This window comes from Streptomyces sp. NPDC059788, from assembly GCF_042732265.1.
Taxonomy (GTDB): domain Bacteria; phylum Actinomycetota; class Actinomycetes; order Streptomycetales; family Streptomycetaceae; genus Streptomyces.
Window position 1 is genome coordinate 20,529 of sequence record NZ_JBHWHY010000017.1, and the last position, 17,666, is coordinate 38,194.

At 70.1% G+C, this 17,666-nt stretch carries 16 protein-coding genes; 13 read left to right on the plus strand and 3 right to left on the minus strand.

The window, feature by feature from the left end:
- The first annotated feature begins 115 nt into the window (after nucleotides 1–115).
- The 13 genes from pyrR to metK all read left to right on the plus strand — a co-directional run bounded on the left by pyrR (nucleotide 116) and on the right by metK (nucleotide 14,578).
- The gene (gene pyrR, locus ACFV57_RS16460; protein ID WP_385231655.1) at nucleotides 116–691 is read left to right on the plus strand and encodes a bifunctional pyr operon transcriptional regulator/uracil phosphoribosyltransferase PyrR; all 576 of its coding nucleotides are present in this window, start codon (nucleotides 116–118) and stop codon (nucleotides 689–691) included.
- A gap of 94 nt (nucleotides 692–785) precedes the next feature.
- On the plus strand, nucleotides 786–1,823 hold the full coding sequence (locus tag ACFV57_RS16465; RefSeq protein ID WP_385231658.1) for an aspartate carbamoyltransferase catalytic subunit: 1,038 nt from the start codon (nucleotides 786–788) through the stop codon (nucleotides 1,821–1,823).
- Nucleotides 1,823–3,112, plus strand: coding sequence for a dihydroorotase (locus tag ACFV57_RS16470; RefSeq protein WP_385231660.1), 1,290 nt, complete (start codon nucleotides 1,823–1,825; stop codon nucleotides 3,110–3,112). Before ACFV57_RS16465 ends, ACFV57_RS16470 begins: the two co-directional genes overlap by 1 nt.
- Nucleotides 3,109–3,690 carry a hypothetical protein gene (locus ACFV57_RS16475; protein WP_385231663.1) on the plus strand — a complete coding sequence of 194 codons (582 nt, stop codon included), beginning with the start codon at nucleotides 3,109–3,111 and terminating at the stop codon, nucleotides 3,688–3,690. Before ACFV57_RS16470 ends, ACFV57_RS16475 begins: the two co-directional genes overlap by 4 nt.
- Nucleotides 3,687–4,853 (plus strand): glutamine-hydrolyzing carbamoyl-phosphate synthase small subunit, encoded by a 1,167-nt coding sequence (gene carA / locus ACFV57_RS16480; RefSeq protein ID WP_385231666.1) that lies wholly within the window; start codon nucleotides 3,687–3,689, stop codon nucleotides 4,851–4,853. Before ACFV57_RS16475 ends, carA begins: the two co-directional genes overlap by 4 nt.
- Nucleotides 4,846–8,157, plus strand: coding sequence for a carbamoyl-phosphate synthase large subunit (carB, locus tag ACFV57_RS16485; protein ID WP_385231669.1), 3,312 nt, complete (start codon nucleotides 4,846–4,848; stop codon nucleotides 8,155–8,157). The genes carA and carB overlap by 8 nt, the downstream gene beginning before the upstream one ends.
- Nucleotides 8,158–8,252: 95 nt before the next feature.
- Nucleotides 8,253–9,362: a quinone-dependent dihydroorotate dehydrogenase gene (locus ACFV57_RS16490; protein WP_385231672.1), complete on the plus strand. Its 1,110-nt coding sequence runs from the start codon at nucleotides 8,253–8,255 to the stop codon at nucleotides 9,360–9,362.
- The gene (gene pyrF, locus ACFV57_RS16495) at nucleotides 9,359–10,225 is read left to right on the plus strand and encodes an orotidine-5'-phosphate decarboxylase (RefSeq protein ID WP_385231675.1); all 867 of its coding nucleotides are present in this window, start codon (nucleotides 9,359–9,361) and stop codon (nucleotides 10,223–10,225) included. The genes ACFV57_RS16490 and pyrF overlap by 4 nt, the downstream gene beginning before the upstream one ends.
- Before the next feature lie 192 nt (nucleotides 10,226–10,417).
- Nucleotides 10,418–10,741 (plus strand): integration host factor, encoded by a 324-nt coding sequence (locus tag ACFV57_RS16500; RefSeq protein ID WP_385231678.1) that lies wholly within the window; start codon nucleotides 10,418–10,420, stop codon nucleotides 10,739–10,741.
- A gap of 38 nt (nucleotides 10,742–10,779) precedes the next feature.
- Nucleotides 10,780–11,373, plus strand: a complete 594-nt coding sequence (gmk, locus tag ACFV57_RS16505; RefSeq protein WP_385231681.1) for a guanylate kinase — start codon at nucleotides 10,780–10,782, stop codon at nucleotides 11,371–11,373.
- Nucleotides 11,374–11,411: 38 nt separating this feature from the next.
- Entirely contained in the window at nucleotides 11,412–11,684 is a 273-nt protein-coding gene (gene rpoZ, locus ACFV57_RS16510; RefSeq protein WP_003982715.1) for a DNA-directed RNA polymerase subunit omega, read from the plus strand.
- A 164-nt stretch (nucleotides 11,685–11,848) separates the two neighbouring features.
- Nucleotides 11,849–13,165, plus strand: a complete 1,317-nt coding sequence (gene coaBC, locus ACFV57_RS16515) for a bifunctional phosphopantothenoylcysteine decarboxylase/phosphopantothenate--cysteine ligase CoaBC (protein WP_385231684.1) — start codon at nucleotides 11,849–11,851, stop codon at nucleotides 13,163–13,165.
- A 204-nt stretch (nucleotides 13,166–13,369) separates the two neighbouring features.
- Entirely contained in the window at nucleotides 13,370–14,578 is a 1,209-nt protein-coding gene (gene metK, locus ACFV57_RS16520) for a methionine adenosyltransferase (RefSeq protein WP_385231687.1), read from the plus strand.
- A gap of 124 nt (nucleotides 14,579–14,702) precedes the next feature.
- Here the strand turns inward: metK and ACFV57_RS16525 are convergent, their stop codons facing one another.
- The 3 genes from ACFV57_RS16525 to ACFV57_RS16535 form a co-directional block, all read right to left on the minus strand.
- Nucleotides 14,703–15,140, minus strand: a complete 438-nt coding sequence (locus ACFV57_RS16525; RefSeq protein ID WP_385231690.1) for a Pycsar system effector family protein — start codon at nucleotides 15,138–15,140, stop codon at nucleotides 14,703–14,705.
- A 172-nt stretch (nucleotides 15,141–15,312) separates the two neighbouring features.
- Nucleotides 15,313–16,641 carry a DUF4407 domain-containing protein gene (locus ACFV57_RS16530; protein WP_385231692.1) on the minus strand — a complete coding sequence of 443 codons (1,329 nt, stop codon included), beginning with the start codon at nucleotides 16,639–16,641 and terminating at the stop codon, nucleotides 15,313–15,315.
- Nucleotides 16,634–17,665, minus strand: a complete 1,032-nt coding sequence (locus ACFV57_RS16535; RefSeq protein ID WP_385231695.1) for a hypothetical protein — start codon at nucleotides 17,663–17,665, stop codon at nucleotides 16,634–16,636. The genes ACFV57_RS16530 and ACFV57_RS16535 overlap by 8 nt, the downstream gene beginning before the upstream one ends.
- Nucleotide 17,666 lies beyond the last annotated feature (1 nt).

Sequence of the window (17,666 nt, forward strand, 5' to 3'; positions counted from 1 at the left end):
GGAGGCCTCGAAGGGGTGCTGTCGGACCACGCCGCGGCTCCTGGTAACGTGAACGGCGTAATTCCGACGTCCTTTAAAGTCCGTCCCGTGAGGCGGAGAAGGAGGTCCGTTCGTCATGGACGCCCCCAGCTCGAATGCTGCGCGCCCGGTCCTCGAAGGCCCGGACATCACGCGCATGCTCACCCGTATCGCCCACGAGATCGTCGAACGCGCCAAGGGCGCCGACGACGTGGTGCTCCTCGGCATCCCCACCCGCGGGGTCTTCCTCGCCCGCCGGCTGGCCGCCAAACTCGAAGAGATCACCGGCCGCGCCGTTCCCGTCGGCTCGCTCGACATCACCATGTACCGCGACGACCTGCGCCTGGGTCCGGCCCGCGCTCTCGCGCGCACCGACATCCCCGGTGACGGCATCGAGGGCCGCGTGGTCCTCCTCGTCGACGACGTGCTCTTCTCCGGCCGTACGATCCGCGCCGCCCTCGACGCCCTGAACGACATCGGCCGGCCGCGCGCCGTGCAGCTCGCGGTCCTGGTCGACCGCGGCCACCGCGAGCTGCCGATCCGTGCCGACTATGTGGGCAAGAACCTCCCCACGTCGCTGCGGGAGACGGTCAAGGTCCAGCTCACCGAGGAGGACGGCCGCGACGCCGTGCTGCTCGGCGTCAAGCGGACCGCCCCGGCCGGCGGGCAGTAGCTCCTTCGCGGACGGACCCGGCGCGACCGGGCCCGTACCCATGCCTGCTCGACGGACATACCCGTACACCTCCATCACTCACGGAGAAAACCGGATGAAGCGTCATCTCATCTCGGCCGCCGACCTCACCCGCGACGACGCCGTCCTGATCCTCGACACCGCCGAGGAGATGGCCCGGGTAGCGGACCGGCCGATCAAGAAGCTCCCCACGCTGCGCGGACGCACCGTCGTCAACCTCTTCTTCGAGGACTCCACGCGCACCCGCATCTCCTTCGAGGCCGCCGCCAAGCGGCTGTCCGCCGACGTCATCAACTTCTCCGCGAAGGGCTCCTCCGTCTCCAAGGGCGAGTCCCTCAAGGACACCGCGCTGACCCTGGAGGCGATGGGCGCGGACGCCGTCGTCATCCGGCACGGCGACTCCGGCGCCCCACACCGCCTGGCCACCTCCGGCTGGATCGGCGGCTCGGTCGTCAACGCCGGCGACGGCACGCACGAGCACCCCACCCAGGCGCTGCTGGACGCCTTCACCATGCGCCGCCACCTGACCGACGGCACCGGCCAGGACCTGTCCGGGCGCCACATCACCATCGTCGGCGACATCCTGCACAGCCGCGTCGCCCGCTCCAACGTCCACCTGCTGACCACGCTCGGCGCCGAGGTGACGCTGGTCGCGCCGCCCACGCTGGTGCCGGTCGGCGTCGAGCGGTGGCCCTGCGAGGTCAGCTACGACCTCGACGCGGTGCTGACCAAGTCCGACGCCGTGATGATGCTGCGCGTCCAGCGCGAGCGGATGAACGCCGCCTTCTTCCCCACCGAGCGGGAGTACGCCCGGCGCTACGGCCTCGACGGCGACCGCATGGGCCGGATGCCCGACCACGCGATCGTGATGCACCCCGGCCCGATGAACCGCGGCATGGAGATCACCGCCGAGGTCGCCGACTCGCCGCGCTGCACCGCCGTCGAACAGGTCGCCAACGGTGTCAGCATCCGTATGGCCGTCCTGTACCTGCTGCTGGGCGGCAACGAACCCGCCGTCACCACCAGTGCCGCCCCCGCCCACCCGTCGCCCGCCACCACCCCAGATGGAGGCGCCGCGCGCCGCGCCTCCCATCGCACCGAGGAGAGCAAGTAATGAGCAAGACCCTGATCCGCGGGGCGAAGGTCCTGGGTGGCGAGCCGCAGGACGTACTGATCACCGATGGTGCGATCGCTGCCGTCGGCAACGAACTGGCCGGTACCGAGGGCGCCACCGTCGTCGAGGCCGCGGGCCAGATCCTGCTGCCCGGCCTGGTCGACCTGCACACCCACCTGCGTGAGCCGGGCCGCGAGGACTCCGAGACCGTCCTGACCGGTACCAAGGCCGCCGCCGTCGGCGGTTTCACCGCCGTGCACGCCATGGCCAACACCTTCCCCGTCGCCGACACCGCCGGCGTCGTCGAGCAGGTCTGGCGCCTGGGCAAGGAGTCCGGCTACTGCGACGTGCAGCCGGTCGGCGCGGTGACCGTGGGCCTGGAGGGCAAGAAGCTCGCCGAGCTGGGCGCCATGCACGAGTCCGCGGCGGGCGTACGGGTCTTCTCCGACGACGGCAAGTGCGTGGACGACGCGGTGATCATGCGCCGCGCGCTGGAGTACGTGAAGGCCTTCGACGGCGTGATCGCCCAGCACGCCCAGGAGCCCCGGCTGACCGCGGGCGCCCAGATGAACGAGGGCATCGTCTCCGCCGAGCTGGGCCTGGCGGGCTGGCCCGCGGTGGCCGAGGAGTCGATCATCGCGCGGGACGTGCTGCTCGCCGCGCACGTCGGCTCGCGGGTGCACATCTGCCACCTGTCCACCGCGGGCTCCGTCGAGATCGTCCGCTGGGCCAAGTCCAAGGGCTGGAACGTCACCGCCGAGGTCACCCCGCACCACCTGCTGCTGACCGACGAGCTCGTACGCTCCTACAACCCCGTCTACAAGGTGAACCCGCCGCTGCGCACGGAGGCCGACGTGCTCGCGCTGCGCGAGGCGCTGGCCGACGGCACCATCGACTGCGTCGCCACCGACCACGCACCGCACCCGCACGAGGACAAGGACTGCGAGTGGGGCGCGGCCGCCATGGGCATGGTCGGCCTGGAGACGGCGCTGTCCGTCGTCCAGCACACGATGGTCGACAGCGGCCTGCTGGACTGGGCCGGCGTCGCCGACCGGATGTCCTTCCGCCCCGCCGGGATCGGCCGTCTCAAGGGCCATGGCCGTCCCGTCTCGCCTGGCGAGCCCGCCAACCTCACGCTGCTCGATCCGGCATACCGTGGACCCGTGGACCCCGCGGGCTTCGCCTCCCGCAGCCGTAACACGCCCTATGAGGGCCGTGAGCTGCCGGGGCGCGTGACCCACACCTTCCTGCGGGGCCGGGCAACGGTCGTGGACGGGAAACTGGCGTGACATCTTCAATCATCCAACTGGCAGCCGAGCAGAAGTCCGCCGAGGTCACCGACTGGGCGGCCCGCATCGGCTGGGTCGTCGGACTGCTCCTGTTCGTCGCGCTCCTGTACTGGCTGATGCGCGAGGGCTGGAAGTGGCGCGGCACCCTCCAGGGCGACCTGCCCGAGCTGCCCACGGCTCCCGAGGACGCCGGAGCGCCGCGGCTGACGATGACCGGCCGCTACCACGGCTCCACCACCGCCGGGCAGTGGCTGGACCGCGTGGTCGCGCGCGGTCTGGGTACCCGCAGCCGCGTCGAGCTGACCCTGACGGACGCCGGCGTGGACGTCGTACGGCCCGGTGCGCAGGACTTCTTCGTCCCGGCGGCGGCGCTGCGCGGCGCCCGCCTGGACAAGGGCATCGCCGGCAAGGTGCTCCCCGAGGGCGGCCTGCTGGTGATCACCTGGGCGCACGGGGACCAGGAGATCGACTCCGGTTTCCGCTCCGACCGGGCCGCCGAGCACACCGCCTGGGTCACCGCTCTGAGCGACCTGGGCAGCAAGAACAGCAAGACCATCGAAACGGAAGGCGCACGATGACGACCTCCACCGGGGCAGCCGTGAAGGCTCCCGCCATACTCGTCCTGGAGGACGGACGCAGCTTCCGCGGCCGCGCCTACGGGGCCGTGGGGGAGACCTTCGGCGAGGCGGTGTTCTCCACCGGCATGACCGGCTACCAGGAGACCCTGACCGACCCCTCGTACCACCGCCAGGTCGTCGTCATGACCGCCCCGCACATCGGCAACACGGGCGTCAACGACGAGGACCCGGAGTCCGCCCGCATCTGGGTGTCCGGCTTCGTCGTCCGCGACCCCGCCCGCACCCCGTCCAACTGGCGCTCGGTCCGCTCCCTCGACGACGAGCTGGCCGCCCAGGGCGTCGTCGGCATCAGCGGCATCGACACCCGCGCGCTCACCCGCCACCTGCGCGAGCGCGGCGCGATGCGGGTCGGCATCTTCTCCGGCCCCGGCCTCGACGGCCCGTCCGGCACCGGCCTCGCCGACGAGGCGATGCTGCTCGCCAAGGTGCAGGCGGCCCCGCAGATGAAGGGCGCCGACCTGTCCGCCGAGGTCGCCACCAAGGAGGCGTACGTCGTGCCCGCGCAGGGCACCAAGCGCTTCACGGTCGCCGCCGTCGACCTGGGCATCAAGGGCATGACCCCGTACCGGATGGCCGAGCGCGGCATCGAGGTGCACGTGCTGCCCGCCACCGCCACCGTCGAGGACGTGTACGCGGTCGCGCCGGACGGCGTGTTCTTCTCCAACGGCCCCGGCGACCCGGCGACCGCCGACCACGCGGTGTCCGTCATGCAGGGCGTGCTGGAGCGCGGTACGCCGCTGTTCGGCATCTGCTTCGGCAACCAGATCCTCGGCCGCGCGCTGGGCTTCGGCACGTACAAGCTCAAGTACGGGCACCGCGGCATCAACCAGCCGGTGCAGGACCGCACGACCGGCAAGGTCGAGGTCACCGCGCACAACCACGGCTTCGCCGTCGACGCGCCGCTCGACCAGGTCTCCGAGACCCCCTACGGCCGCGCCGAGGTCTCCCACGTCTGCCTCAACGACAACGTGGTGGAGGGGCTCCAGCTCCTCGACCGGCCGGCCTTCAGCGTCCAGTACCACCCCGAGGCCGCCGCGGGTCCGCACGACGCGGCCTACCTGTTCGACCGCTTCGTCCAGCTCATGGAGGGCCAGCGTGCCTAAGCGCACCGATATCCAGTCCGTCCTGGTCATCGGCTCCGGCCCGATCGTCATCGGCCAGGCAGCCGAGTTCGACTACTCCGGCACCCAGGCGTGCCGGGTCCTGAAGGCCGAGGGCCTGCGGGTCATCCTGGTCAACTCCAATCCGGCCACGATCATGACCGACCCGGAGATCGCCGACGCCACCTACGTCGAGCCGATCACCCCGGAATTCGTCGAGAAGATCATCGCCAAGGAGCGCCCGGACGCCCTGCTGCCCACCCTGGGCGGCCAGACCGCGCTGAACACCGCGATCTCGCTGCACGAGTCCGGCACGCTGGAGCAGTACGGCGTCGAGCTGATCGGCGCCAACGTCGAGGCGATCAACAAGGGCGAGGACCGCGACCTGTTCAAGGAGGTCGTCGAGGCGGTCCGCCGCAAGATCGGCCACGGCGAGTCCGCCCGCTCCTACATCTGCCACTCCATGGACGACGTCATGAAGGGCGTCGAGGAACTGGGCGGCTACCCGGTCGTCGTCCGCCCCTCCTTCACCATGGGCGGCGCCGGCTCCGGCTTCGCCCACGACGAGGAGGAGCTGCGCCGTATCGCCGGTCAGGGCCTGACCCTGTCGCCGACCACCGAGGTGCTCCTGGAGGAGTCCATCCTCGGCTGGAAGGAGTACGAGCTGGAGCTGATGCGCGACAAGAACGACAACGTCGTGGTCGTCTGCTCCATCGAGAACTTCGACCCGATGGGCGTGCACACCGGCGACTCCATCACCGTCGCCCCGGCGATGACGCTGACCGACCGCGAGTACCAGACCCTGCGCGACATCGGCATCGCGGTGATCCGCGAGGTCGGCGTGGACACCGGCGGCTGCAACATCCAGTTCGCCGTCAACCCCGTCGACGGCCGGGTCATCGTCATCGAGATGAACCCGCGCGTCTCGCGCTCCTCGGCGCTCGCCTCCAAGGCCACCGGCTTCCCGATCGCGAAGATCGCCGCCCGGCTGGCCGTCGGCTACACGCTCGACGAGATCCCCAACGACATCACCGAGCAGACCCCGGCGTCCTTCGAGCCGACCCTCGACTACGTCGTCGTCAAGGTGCCGCGCTTCGCGTTCGAGAAGTTCCCGGCGGCCGACGCCCGGCTGACCACCACCATGAAGTCGGTGGGCGAGGCGATGGCCATCGGCCGCAACTTCACCGAGGCGCTCAACAAGGCGCTGCGCTCGCTGGAGAAGAAGGGCAGCCAGTTCGCGTTCACCGGCGAGCCCGGCGACAAGGCCGAGCTGCTGCTGCGGGCCGAGATGCCCACCGACGGCCGGATCAACACCGTCATGCAGGCCATCCGGGCCGGGGCCACCCCCGAGGAGGTCTTCGACGCCACGAAGATCGACCCGTGGTTCGTCGACCAGCTGTTCCTGATCAAGGAAACCGCCGACGAGATCGCCGCCACCGACAAGCTCGGCCCCGAGGTCCTGGCGCACGCCAAGCGCCACGGCTTCTCCGACAGCCAGATCGCCGCGATCCGCGGTCTGACGGAGGACGTCGTCCGCGAGGTCCGGCACGCCCTCGGCATCCGTCCGGTCTTCAAGACGGTGGACACCTGCGCCGCCGAGTTCGCCGCGAAGACCCCGTACTTCTACTCCTCCTACGACGAGGAGAGCGAGGTCGCGCCGCGCGAGAAGCCCGCCGTGATCATCCTGGGCTCCGGCCCGAACCGCATCGGCCAGGGCATCGAGTTCGACTACTCCTGCGTGCACGCCTCCTTCGCGCTGTCCGAGGCGGGCTACGAGACCGTCATGGTCAACTGCAACCCGGAGACCGTCTCCACCGACTACGACACCTCCGACCGGCTCTACTTCGAGCCGCTCACCCTGGAGGACGTCCTGGAGATCGTGCACGCCGAGCAGCAGGCGGGCCCGGTCGCCGGCGTCATCGTCCAGCTCGGCGGCCAGACCCCGCTGGGCCTGGCCCAGGCGCTGAAGGACAACGGCGTACCGATCGTCGGCACCTCGCCGGAGGCCATCGACCTGGCCGAGGAGCGCGGCGCGTTCGGCCGGGTGCTGACCGAGGCCGGCCTGCCCGCCCCCAAGTACGGCACCGCCTACTCCTTCGGCCAGGCCAAGGGCATCGCCGCCGAGATCGGCTACCCGGTCATGGTCCGGCCGTCCTACGTCCTCGGCGGCCGCGGCATGGAGATCGTCTACGACGAGCCGTCGCTGGGCGAGTACCTGATGCGGCACGCCGGCCTCATCGACCGGCACCCGGTCCTCATCGACCGCTTCCTGGACGACGCCATCGAGATCGACGTGGACGCCCTCTACGACGGCACCGAGCTCTACCTCGGCGGCGTCATGGAGCACATCGAGGAAGCCGGCATCCACTCCGGCGACTCCGCCTGCGCGCTGCCGCCCATCACCCTCGGCGGCCACGACATCAAGCGGCTGCGCGCCTCCACCGAGGCGATCGCCAAGGGCGTCGGCGTGCGCGGCCTGATCAACATCCAGTTCGCGATGGCCGGCGACATCCTGTACGTGCTGGAGGCCAACCCGCGCGCCTCCCGTACGGTGCCCTTCACCTCGAAGGCGACCGCGGTGCCGCTGGCCAAGGCCGCCGCCCGGATCTCGCTGGGCGCCACCGTCGCCGAGCTGCGCGCCGAGGGCATGCTGCCGAAGAGCGGCGACGGCGGCACGCTGCCGCTGGACTCGCCGATCTCCGTCAAGGAGGCCGTCATGCCCTGGTCGCGGTTCCGCGACGTCTCCGGGCAGGGCGTGGACACCGTGCTGGGCCCGGAGATGCGCTCCACCGGCGAGGTCATGGGCATCGACTCGGTGTTCGGCACCGCGTACGCCAAGTCGCAGTCCGGCGCGTACGGCGCGCTGCCCACCAAGGGCCGCGCGTTCGTCTCCGTCGCCAACCGCGACAAGCGCTCGATGATCTTCCCGGCGCGGGAGCTGGTCGCCCACGGCTTCGAACTGCTCGCCACCTCCGGCACCGCCGAGGTGCTGCGCCGCAACGGCATCAACGCCACCGTGGTGCGCAAGCAGAGCGAGGGCGAGGGCCCCGACGGCGAGAAGACCATCGTCCAGCTCATCCACGACGGCGAGGTCGACCTGATCGTCAACACGCCGTACGGCACCGGCGGCCGCCTCGACGGCTACGACATCCGCACCGCGGCCGTCGCCCGCGCCGTCCCGTGCCTGACCACGGTCCAGGCGCTCGCCGCCGCCGTCCAGGGCATCGAGGCGATGTCCCGCGGCGACGTGGGGGTGCGCTCCCTCCAGGAACACGCGCGGCAGCTGACCGCGGCCCGCGAGGAGTAGGGCCACCGGGAGGGGGACACCGTCGCGGTGTCCCCCTCTTCATGAGCCCGCCCCTCGATCCCACCCTTTCGACCCGCGGAAGGCCCCGCCCCGTCGTGTACTCCCTCCTCTTCAACCTGATCTTCCGCCGCATGGACCCCGAGAAGGCCCACCACCTGGCCTTCCGCTGGATCCGGCTGGCCGCGCGCGTCCCCGTGCTGCGCACCTTCGCCGCGGCCTTCCTGGCCCCCCGCCACAAGGAGCTGCGTACGGAGGCCCTGGGCCGCCGGATGCACGGCCCCTTCGGGCTGGCCGCCGGCTTCGACAAGAACGCCGTCGCCGTCGACGGCATGGCCATGCTCGGCTTCGACCACGTCGAGATCGGCACGGTCACCGCCGAGCCCCAGCCCGGCAACCCGAAGAAGCGCCTGTTCCGCCTCGTGCCGGACCGCGCGCTCATCAACCGCATGGGCTTCAACAACGACGGCTCCGCGGCCGTGGCGGCCCGTCTGGCGGCCCGCAACCCGGTCTTCCGTACGACGCTGGGCGTCAACATCGGCAAGACCAAGGTCGTCCCCGAGGACGAGGCGATCGCCGACTACGTGACCTCCACGGAGCGGCTGGCCGCCCACGCCGACTACCTGGTCGTCAACGTCTCCTCGCCGAACACTCCCGGCCTGCGCAACCTCCAGGCCGTCGAGCACCTGCGCCCGCTGCTCGGCGCGGTCCGCGAGGCGGCCGACCGCACCGTCACCGGACGCCGCGTCCCGCTGCTCGTCAAGATCGCGCCGGACCTCGCCGACGAGGACGTGGACGCGGTCGCCGACCTCGCCGTCGAACTGGGCCTGGACGGCATCATCGCCACCAACACCACCATCGCCCGCGAGAGCCTCGGCCTGGCCTCCGACCCGGCCCTGGTCCAGGAGACCGGCGGCCTGTCCGGCGCCCCGGTCAAGGAACGCTCCCTGGAGGTGCTGCGCCGCCTCTACGCCCGCGTCGGCGACCGCGTCACCCTGGTGGGCGTCGGCGGCATCGAGAACGCCGAGGACGCCTGGCAGCGCATCCTCGCCGGCGCCACCCTCGTACAGGGCTACAGCGCCTTCATCTACGAGGGCCCGTGCTACGCCCGCGCCATCCACAAGGGCCTGGCCGCCCGACTGCGCAACAGCCCGTACGCCACCCTCGCCGACGCCGTCGGCGCCGAGCACAGGAAGGCCGGCGCATGACGGCCCACGAACCGCAGCCCTTCGGCGCGCGCCTGCGCCGCGCCATGGACGACCGCGGCCCGCTCTGCGTCGGCATCGACCCGCACGCCTCGCTGCTGGCCGACTGGGGCCTGAGCGACGACGTGGCAGGCCTGGCGGCCTTCTCGCGGACCGTCGTCGAGGCCCTGGCCGACCGCGTCGCCGTCCTCAAGCCGCAGTCCGCCTTCTTCGAGCGCTTCGGCTCGCGCGGCGTCGCCGTCCTGGAGGAGACCGTCGCCTCGGCCCGGGAGGCCGGCGCCCTCGTCCTGATGGACGCCAAGCGCGGCGACATCGGTTCCACCATGGCCGCGTACGCCGCCACGTACCTGGACCCGGCCTCGCCGCTGTTCTCGGACGCCGTCACGGTCAGTCCGTACCTGGGCTTCGGTTCGCTGCGCCCGGCCGTCGACCTGGCCCGCGAGCACGGCTGCGGGCTGTTCGCCCTCGCGCTGACCTCGAATCCCGAGGGGCACGAGGTCCAGCACGCGGTACGGGCCGACGGCCGCAGCGTCGCCGCGACCGTTCTGGGCCACCTGAAGGCGGAGAACGCCGACGCCGCCGCACGCGGGGAGCTGGGCTCGTACGGGGCCGTCGTCGGCGCCACGCTCGGCGACCTGTCCGCGTACGACCTGGCCATCGGCGGTCCCCTGCTCGCGCCCGGCATCGGTGCCCAGGGCGCGACCCCCGCGGACCTGCCGCGGGTCTTCGGGGACGCGGTCCGGGCCGTCGTGCCGAGCGTCAGCCGGGGGGTGCTCCGTCACGGTCCGGACACCGCCGCGCTGCGCGACGCCGCCCTCCGATGTGCCGACGAGGTGCGGGAAGCGGTCGAACGTCGGGGACTTTAGTCCCGATATGTCCTGGTCAGCAGAGTCTGACCAGGACTTTTCGTCTGTTCTCGCTGACTCCGAGCGCCTTGGCCGCTAGTCTCCGACGAGAGCAGTGCACGTAAGCGCGTTGCTCGTTGCTCCGCCGGTGTGGGGCGACTAGGTTCCACACCGGTCCGTATCCGACAGTTCGACATCCGAGGTGACGTAGGCGTGGCTCTTCCGCCCCTTACCCCTGAACAGCGCGCAGCCGCGCTCGAGAAGGCCGCCGCGGCTCGCCGGGAGCGCGCCGAGGTCAAGAATCGGCTCAAAAACTCCGGTGCCTCCCTTCATGACGTCATCAAGCAGGGCCAGGAGAACGACGTCATCGGCAAGATGAAGGTCTCCGCCCTTCTTGAGTCCCTGCCCGGCGTCGGCAAGGTTCGCGCCAAGCAGCTCATGGAGCGACTGGGCATCTCCGAAAGCCGCCGGGTCCGCGGCCTCGGTACCAACCAGATCGCCGCCCTGGAGCGAGAGTTCGGCGGCAAGGCCGGCTGAGTTTCCTGGCACTGCCGGGGAACTGGAATAATCGCCGCATGGCTGCAACACCCCGGGGGATGTCCCCCGTATCCCCGGACGCCCGTCCGCGGCTGACCGTGCTCTCCGGCCCCTCGGGGGTCGGCAAGAGCACGGTCGTCGCCCATATGCGCAAGGTCCACCCCGAGGTCTGGCTCTCGGTGTCGGCCACCACACGCAAGCCGCGTCCCGGGGAGCGGCACGGCGTCCAGTACTTCTTCGTGGACGACGAGGAATTCGACAAGCTCGTCGCCAACGGCGAACTGCTGGAATGGGCCGAATTCGCCGGCAACCGCTACGGCACGCCCCGCCAGGCCGTCCAGGACCGCCTGGAGGCCGGCGAGCCGGTACTGCTGGAGATCGACCTCCAGGGCGCGCGGCAGGTCCGCGAGTCCATGAAGGAGGCCCAGCTGGTCTTCCTGGCCCCGCCGAGCTGGGAGGAGCTGGTCCGCCGGCTCACCGGCCGCGGTACGGAGGCGCCCGAGGTCATCGAGCGCCGCCTGGCAGCCGCCAAGGTCGAGCTGGCCGCCGAGACCGAGTTCGACGTCACCCTGGTCAACACCTCCGTCGAGGGCGTCAGCCGTGAGCTGCTAGCCTTGATGAAGGTTCTTTGATCTTTACACCGGTTTTCACCCCCTTCGGAAGGCAGAGAGTGTCCTCTTCCATCACCGCGCCCGAGGGCATCATCAACCCGCCGATTGATGAGCTTCTCGAGGCCACCGACTCGAAGTACAGCCTCGTGATCTACGCCGCCAAGCGCGCCCGTCAGATCAACGCGTACTACTCGCAGCTCGGCGAGGGCCTGCTGGAGTACGTCGGCCCGCTGGTCGACACCCACGTCCACGAGAAGCCCCTGTCCATCGCGCTCCGCGAGATCAACGCGGGTCTGCTGACCTCCGAGGCCGTCGAGGGCCCGGCTCAGTGAGCAGTGCGGCGCCGTGTGGCACGGCGTCCTGAAGGACTCCGCCACGGCGCCCCGACCAAGGGCCCGGCAGCGCCGCTGCCGGGCCCTTGGTGTGTCATGGGGGAGTAACCGACCGGGTCCGCACCCCGCAGGGGACGGAACCCACGGCGTGGGGAGAGAACGCGATGGACCAGCCGACACAGCCGCAGCAGGCCACCGGACCGGCGGGCGGAGCCGACGGAGCGGACGGGGGCGCCGCGCCGCGCCGCCCCAAGGTCGTCCTGGGGGTCAGCGGCGGTATCGCCGCCTACAAGGCGTGCGAGCTGCTGCGCCGGCTCACCGAATCCGGCCATGAGGTGCGGGTCGTGCCGACCGCGGCGTCCCTGCACTTCGTCGGCGAGGCCACCTGGGCCGCCCTCTCCGGCAACCCGGCCTCCACCGAGGTGTGGGAATCGGTCCACGAGGTCCCGCACGTACGCATCGGCCAGTCCGCCGACCTGGTCGTGGTCGCCCCCTGTACGGCCGACATGCTGGCCAAGGCCGCCCACGGCCTGGCCGACGACCTGCTCACCAACACCCTCCTCACCGCGCGCTGCCCGGTGATCTTCGCGCCGGCGATGCACACCGAGATGTGGGAGCACCCGGCCACCCAGGAGAACGTCGCCACGCTGCGCCGCCGCGGCGCCGTCGTCATCGAGCCCGCCGTCGGCCGGCTGACCGGCGTGGACACCGGCAAGGGCCGCTTCCCCGACCCGGCCGAGATCTTCGAGACCTGCCGCCGGGTGCTGGCCCGCGGCCCGCTGGGCCTCACCCAGGACCTCGCCGGCCGGCACGTCGTGATCAGCGCGGGCGGCACCCGCGAGCCCCTGGACCCGGTCCGCTTCCTGGGCAACCGCTCCTCCGGCAAGCAGGGCTACGCGCTCGCCCGTACGGCCGTGGCCCGCGGTGCCCGGGTCACCCTCGTCGCCGGAAACAGCGAGCTGCCCGACCCGGCCGGGGTGGACGTGGTCCCCATCGGTACGGCCGTCCAGCTGCGCGAAGCCGTGCTGAAGGCCGCCGGGGACGCCGACGCGGTGGTCATGGCGGCCGCGGTGGCCGATTTCCGCCCCGCCGCGTACGCCACCGGAAAGATCAAGAAGCAGGACGGCCGGGACCCGGAGCCGGTGGCCCTGGTCCGCAATCCGGACATCCTCGCCGAGATCTCCGCAGACCGCCCCCGCCCCGGTCAGGTGGTCGTCGGATTCGCCGCCGAAACCGACGACGTCCTCGCCAACGGTCGCGCCAAACTCATCCGAAAGGGTTGCGACCTCCTCGTCGTCAACGAGGTGGGCGACCACAAGGCGTTCGGGTCGGCCGCGAACGAGGCGGTGATCCTGGCCGCCGACGGCGCCGAGACCCCCGTACCGTACGGCCCGAAGGAAGCCCTCTCCGACCGGATCTGGGACCTCGTGGCCCCGCGCCTGCCCGCCCCGCAGACACCTCCGGCCCCCTCCTCCCCATGATCGAGAACCGCCGTCCGGGCCTTTGCCGGAACGAGATCTTCCTCTCTCCGACGAGGTGTCCCAGGTCACGGGGGGTCCATAAATCGAGACTGCGTGCCCGAACGCCGCTCATGACCGATAAACTGGCCCCGGATCGCGCCGAGCGCAGCTCTCGGCCTTTCCGCCAATGATCAGCCAGCAGCCGCTGCAACCCCAGGGAGCGATGTGTCCCGCCGCCTGTTCACCTCGGAGTCCGTCACCGAGGGTCACCCCGACAAGATCGCTGACCAGATCAGCGACACCATTCTCGACGCCCTCCTCAAGGAGGACCCGACCTCCCGCGTCGCCGTCGAGACGTTGATCACCACCGGCCTGGTCCACGTGGCCGGCGAGGTGACGACGAAGGCGTACGCCGACATCCCCAACCTCGTGCGCAACAAGGTTCTGGAGATCGGCTACGACTCGTCCAAGAAGGGCTTCGACGGCGCCTCCTGCGGCGTCTCCGTCTCCATCGGCGCACAGTCCCCGGACATCGCCCAGGGTGTCGACACCGCCTACGAGAAGCGGGTCGAGGGCGACGAGGACGAGCTGGACAAGCAGGGCGCGGGCGACCAGGGCCTGATGTTCGGCTACGCCTGCGACGAGACCCCGGAGCTGATGCCGCTCCCGATCAACCTCGCGCACCGCCTGTCCAAGCGCCTGTCCGAGGTCCGCAAGAACGGGACCATCCCGTACCTGCGCCCCGACGGCAAGACCCAGGTCACCATCGAGTACGACGGCCACAAGGCCGTCCGCCTCGACACCGTCGTCGTCTCCTCGCAGCACGCCAGCGACATCGACCTGGACTCCCTGCTCGCGCCCGACATCCGCGAGTTCGTCGTCGAGCACGTCCTCAACCAGCTCGTCGAGGACGGCATCAAGCTGGACACCGACGGCTACCGCCTCCTGGTCAACCCCACCGGCCGCTTCGAGATCGGCGGCCCGATGGGCGACGCCGGCCTGACCGGCCGCAAGATCATCATCGACACGTACGGCGGCATGTCCCGCCACGGCGGCGGCGCCTTCTCCGGCAAGGACCCGTCCAAGGTCGACCGCTCGGCCGCCTACGCCATGCGCTGGGTCGCCAAGAACGTCGTAGCGGCCGGGCTGGCCGCCCGCTGCGAGGTCCAGGTCGCCTACGCCATCGGCAAGGCCGAGCCCGTGGGCCTGTTCGTCGAGACCTTCGGCACCGCCACCATCGACGTCGACAAGATCGAGAACGCCATCGCCGAGGTCTTCGACCTCCGCCCGGCCGCCATCATCCGCGACCTCGACCTCCTCCGCCCCATCTACGCCCAGACCGCCGCCTACGGCCACTTCGGCCGCGAACTGGCCGACTTCACCTGGGAACGGACGGACCGGGTGGAGGCACTGCGGAAGGCTGCGGGGTTGTAGGACCCCTCTTCCACGAGGCGACCCTTCATCGCCGTACACCCCGGCCCCGGCCCGCTTCGGCGGGGCGGGGCCGGGGGGTACGCGTGGTCCGGACGGGTGCTCCGCCGGTTGAGGCTGCCGTGCGTCACCGCAGAGAGATTCCCAGCAGGATGCCGGTCGATGTGAGGAGCAGAAACAGCCCGATCCAGATCATGGCACGGCGGATGCACCGGTATTTCACGGTGACAAGCACGGACAGAATCGCGAACTGGCTCACGTCCCGGTCTCTGAGGTCCGTCTGCTGAACCTTGGCTTTGAGGTGACGCACGGGAGTACCGTCAGCCGCATCGCCGAAGTAGTGGGTACGGTCTCCGCGACCGGTTCCTGTGCGCGGGACGATGGCGAGCCCTAACAGCAGGAACGACGGCACGACAGTTGTGCAGCCGGCCCAGAACAGTGATTGGGCGATCGCGGCGTAGGCCAGCGGTTCTACTCCGCCGGCACCGACGGCACCGACCAGTGCGGTCAGGGCCATGCCGAAGACGGTCAGCACGACATTGGCCTTGTGGTCCGCCTTCAGCATCTCCTCGCGTGTTTCGGACAGAAGGATTCGGGCGAGACGTGCTCCGCTGTCCGCACTCTCGTCTCCGGTAAGACCGTGCACACCGGTCCCCTTCCTCTGAGCATTCGGATTCTGGACTGGAGCGAGGTGTGATGACCGGATTCCGTCGCGGCGTCGCGGACCCGGGAATGGCTCACACCTTGGAGGTGCGCCGCATCTCGTCCTCCAAGGTGTTCACTGCTTGACTGACCCGGATGTGCATCGCGGCCACGTGTTCGCGGCGATCGGCGTCGATTTCGGCCTTGCGCCTCCTCACCCGGTCCTCGCATTCCTCACGTACGATCTCCGCGTCCGCCATGGCCTGTCGTTCGGCCGTCCGCACGGCTTCCTCGTGGACCAGTACCGCGCTGTTGCTCCGGGCACTGAGCAGACGGTCGTAACTGTTCTCGCTTCCCAGCAGTTTCGCGAGAACCGGCAGTACATCGACAAGGACGAACAACAGCCGTACCACCCAGACACCTGTCAGCAGGGTGGCGTTCTTGCCGGCCAGTTCTTCCAGCGCCTGCATCCGCTCCAAGACGCCGATACCGCGCTGCTTCGCACGCTCCTGGGCGACGCGCCGGGCGATCTCCTTGTCCCGGGCCTTGAGAAAGGCGTCCCGTGAACCGGTCAGTCGGCTTCCGTCGTCCTTGATCCGCTCGTTCATCTCCGCCAGCCGTCGCTCGTTCGCGGCAGTGTGGTGCGTACGCCGGTAGTCCGTCGCCTTTTCACGCAGCCTCAGACACTCCGATGTCCGCTGAAGGAGCCCGGTGCGCATGTCCCGGATCAGGCGCCGGCATTCGTCCCGTACCTGGGCGTCGAGCAGCTCCAACCGGTTGCTGTCCCGGTCGACCCTCTGCTGGAGGGAGGCCGCGTCCTTGCGAAGAGTGCTGAGCGCGTCGTACCCACTCGCAGGGGAAGCGCCGAATGAGAGCAGATGGCTCGCGCAGCCTGTCGGCCGGACGCGCGCCGGCTGTGACGGATCGGTGTTGCACCGCAGAAGATTGCTGCGCAAACGGTCCACCTCGGCATGCCGCTGGTCTCGTACGTGTTCTTCCACCGCGGTTTGGAACACTCGCAGAACCAGTGGCTCAGCAACCACGATCCCCAGGAAGAAGGCGATGAGAAGTCTCAGCAGCAGGGGGGCCGCACGCCGCTTGAGGTTCGGCTGCGGGGCGATCAGCCACCGGTCCAGGTTGAGTACGAAGAGCATCCACAGCGCCGCGGGAAGCAGTGCCAGAAAGGTGTTCTCGCCGATGGCCTCGTTCGCGAAATTCCACATCGAGAACGCCGCGACGACGGAGGTCCCCAGGACGACGCCCCCGAGCGCCGTGTACTTGCTGCGCTCGTGCCAGACCCAGGCCAGCAGGTCCTCGTCCACACCGGTCAGCGATCGCAGCCGACGAGCCGGGGACAGCCGCTCGTGAAGCCGTTGGGATCCGGTCCGGCCGATCCCGTCCGGGGGTTTGAAAAAGTCAGTCAAGATCGTCCTCGTCCTTGATGAAGCCGCGGCGGTCGCCTGGTTGGTCGTCACTTGCGGACCGCGGAGAAATCTCGGCCGGCGGGAGGGCTCCGGCGGCCTGCGAGCGGTTCTCCTGCTTCCTGTTGCCGAAGTCCAGCAGTTGCTGGAGCAGCTGGTGGTCGACATAGCCGGATTCCCGTGCCTGGTTCAGGACGGCCAGCACCAGGGATTGGCGCATTTCCCGTTCAGCCGATTCGCGCTCGTGCGCGCGCTGCTTGTCATCCGCCGTGGCTTGCCTGCTGTGCGCCTTGTCGTCGGCCGCCACCTGGTGGACGCGTGAGGCGATGGCGTGGAGATTGATGTCGTCCCTGGCCACGCCGAACGCATCCACGAAGTGACTGCCTTGAGCGAGGAGTTCCGCGATACGGTGCACGTCATCCGTTTCGAAATCCCGTTGGCCCCGCACGAGTTCCTGCATCCTGCGCTCGTCCCGCACTTCCTGTTCCCAGGTACGCAGATCCTCCGGCGTGAGCACCTCGATTCCGACGAACTCCACGCTCATTCCGATGATGCGAGGGGGAAGGATGGTGGTGTAGGCGGCCATCCTGCGGGTCACCTGTTCGCGCACTGCGTTGACTTCCTCGATACGGTGCGCGGCGCTCGTACGGGCCAGCTCGCTGTCTCCGGCAAGGTACGCGCGCAGGGGGACCGCCGCGTCGATGATGCCTTGCCGGGCGACGGTGGCGGCGTCCGTCACCTGGCAGGTGAAGGACGCTCTGAGGGTGAAGGCGTCCGCCTCGCTCACCGAGGGAATGGCCCGCTCGGCTTCGACCAGCCTGGCGCGGGTATCGACCAGACTGACGGAAGTGGCATCGACCGCGTCCAGGTGCATGGGATCGAGGGTGATTCCTTCCGGGTAGACGCTGTAGCGGCCGCCGACCTGGAATACGTACACCGCTCCGGGCGGCAGCTGGGGAACATCGACGCGCCGCCGTCGCCGGGAGAAGAACCCGCGCTGGACGGGGTTCAGCGTCTGCTCTGTCACA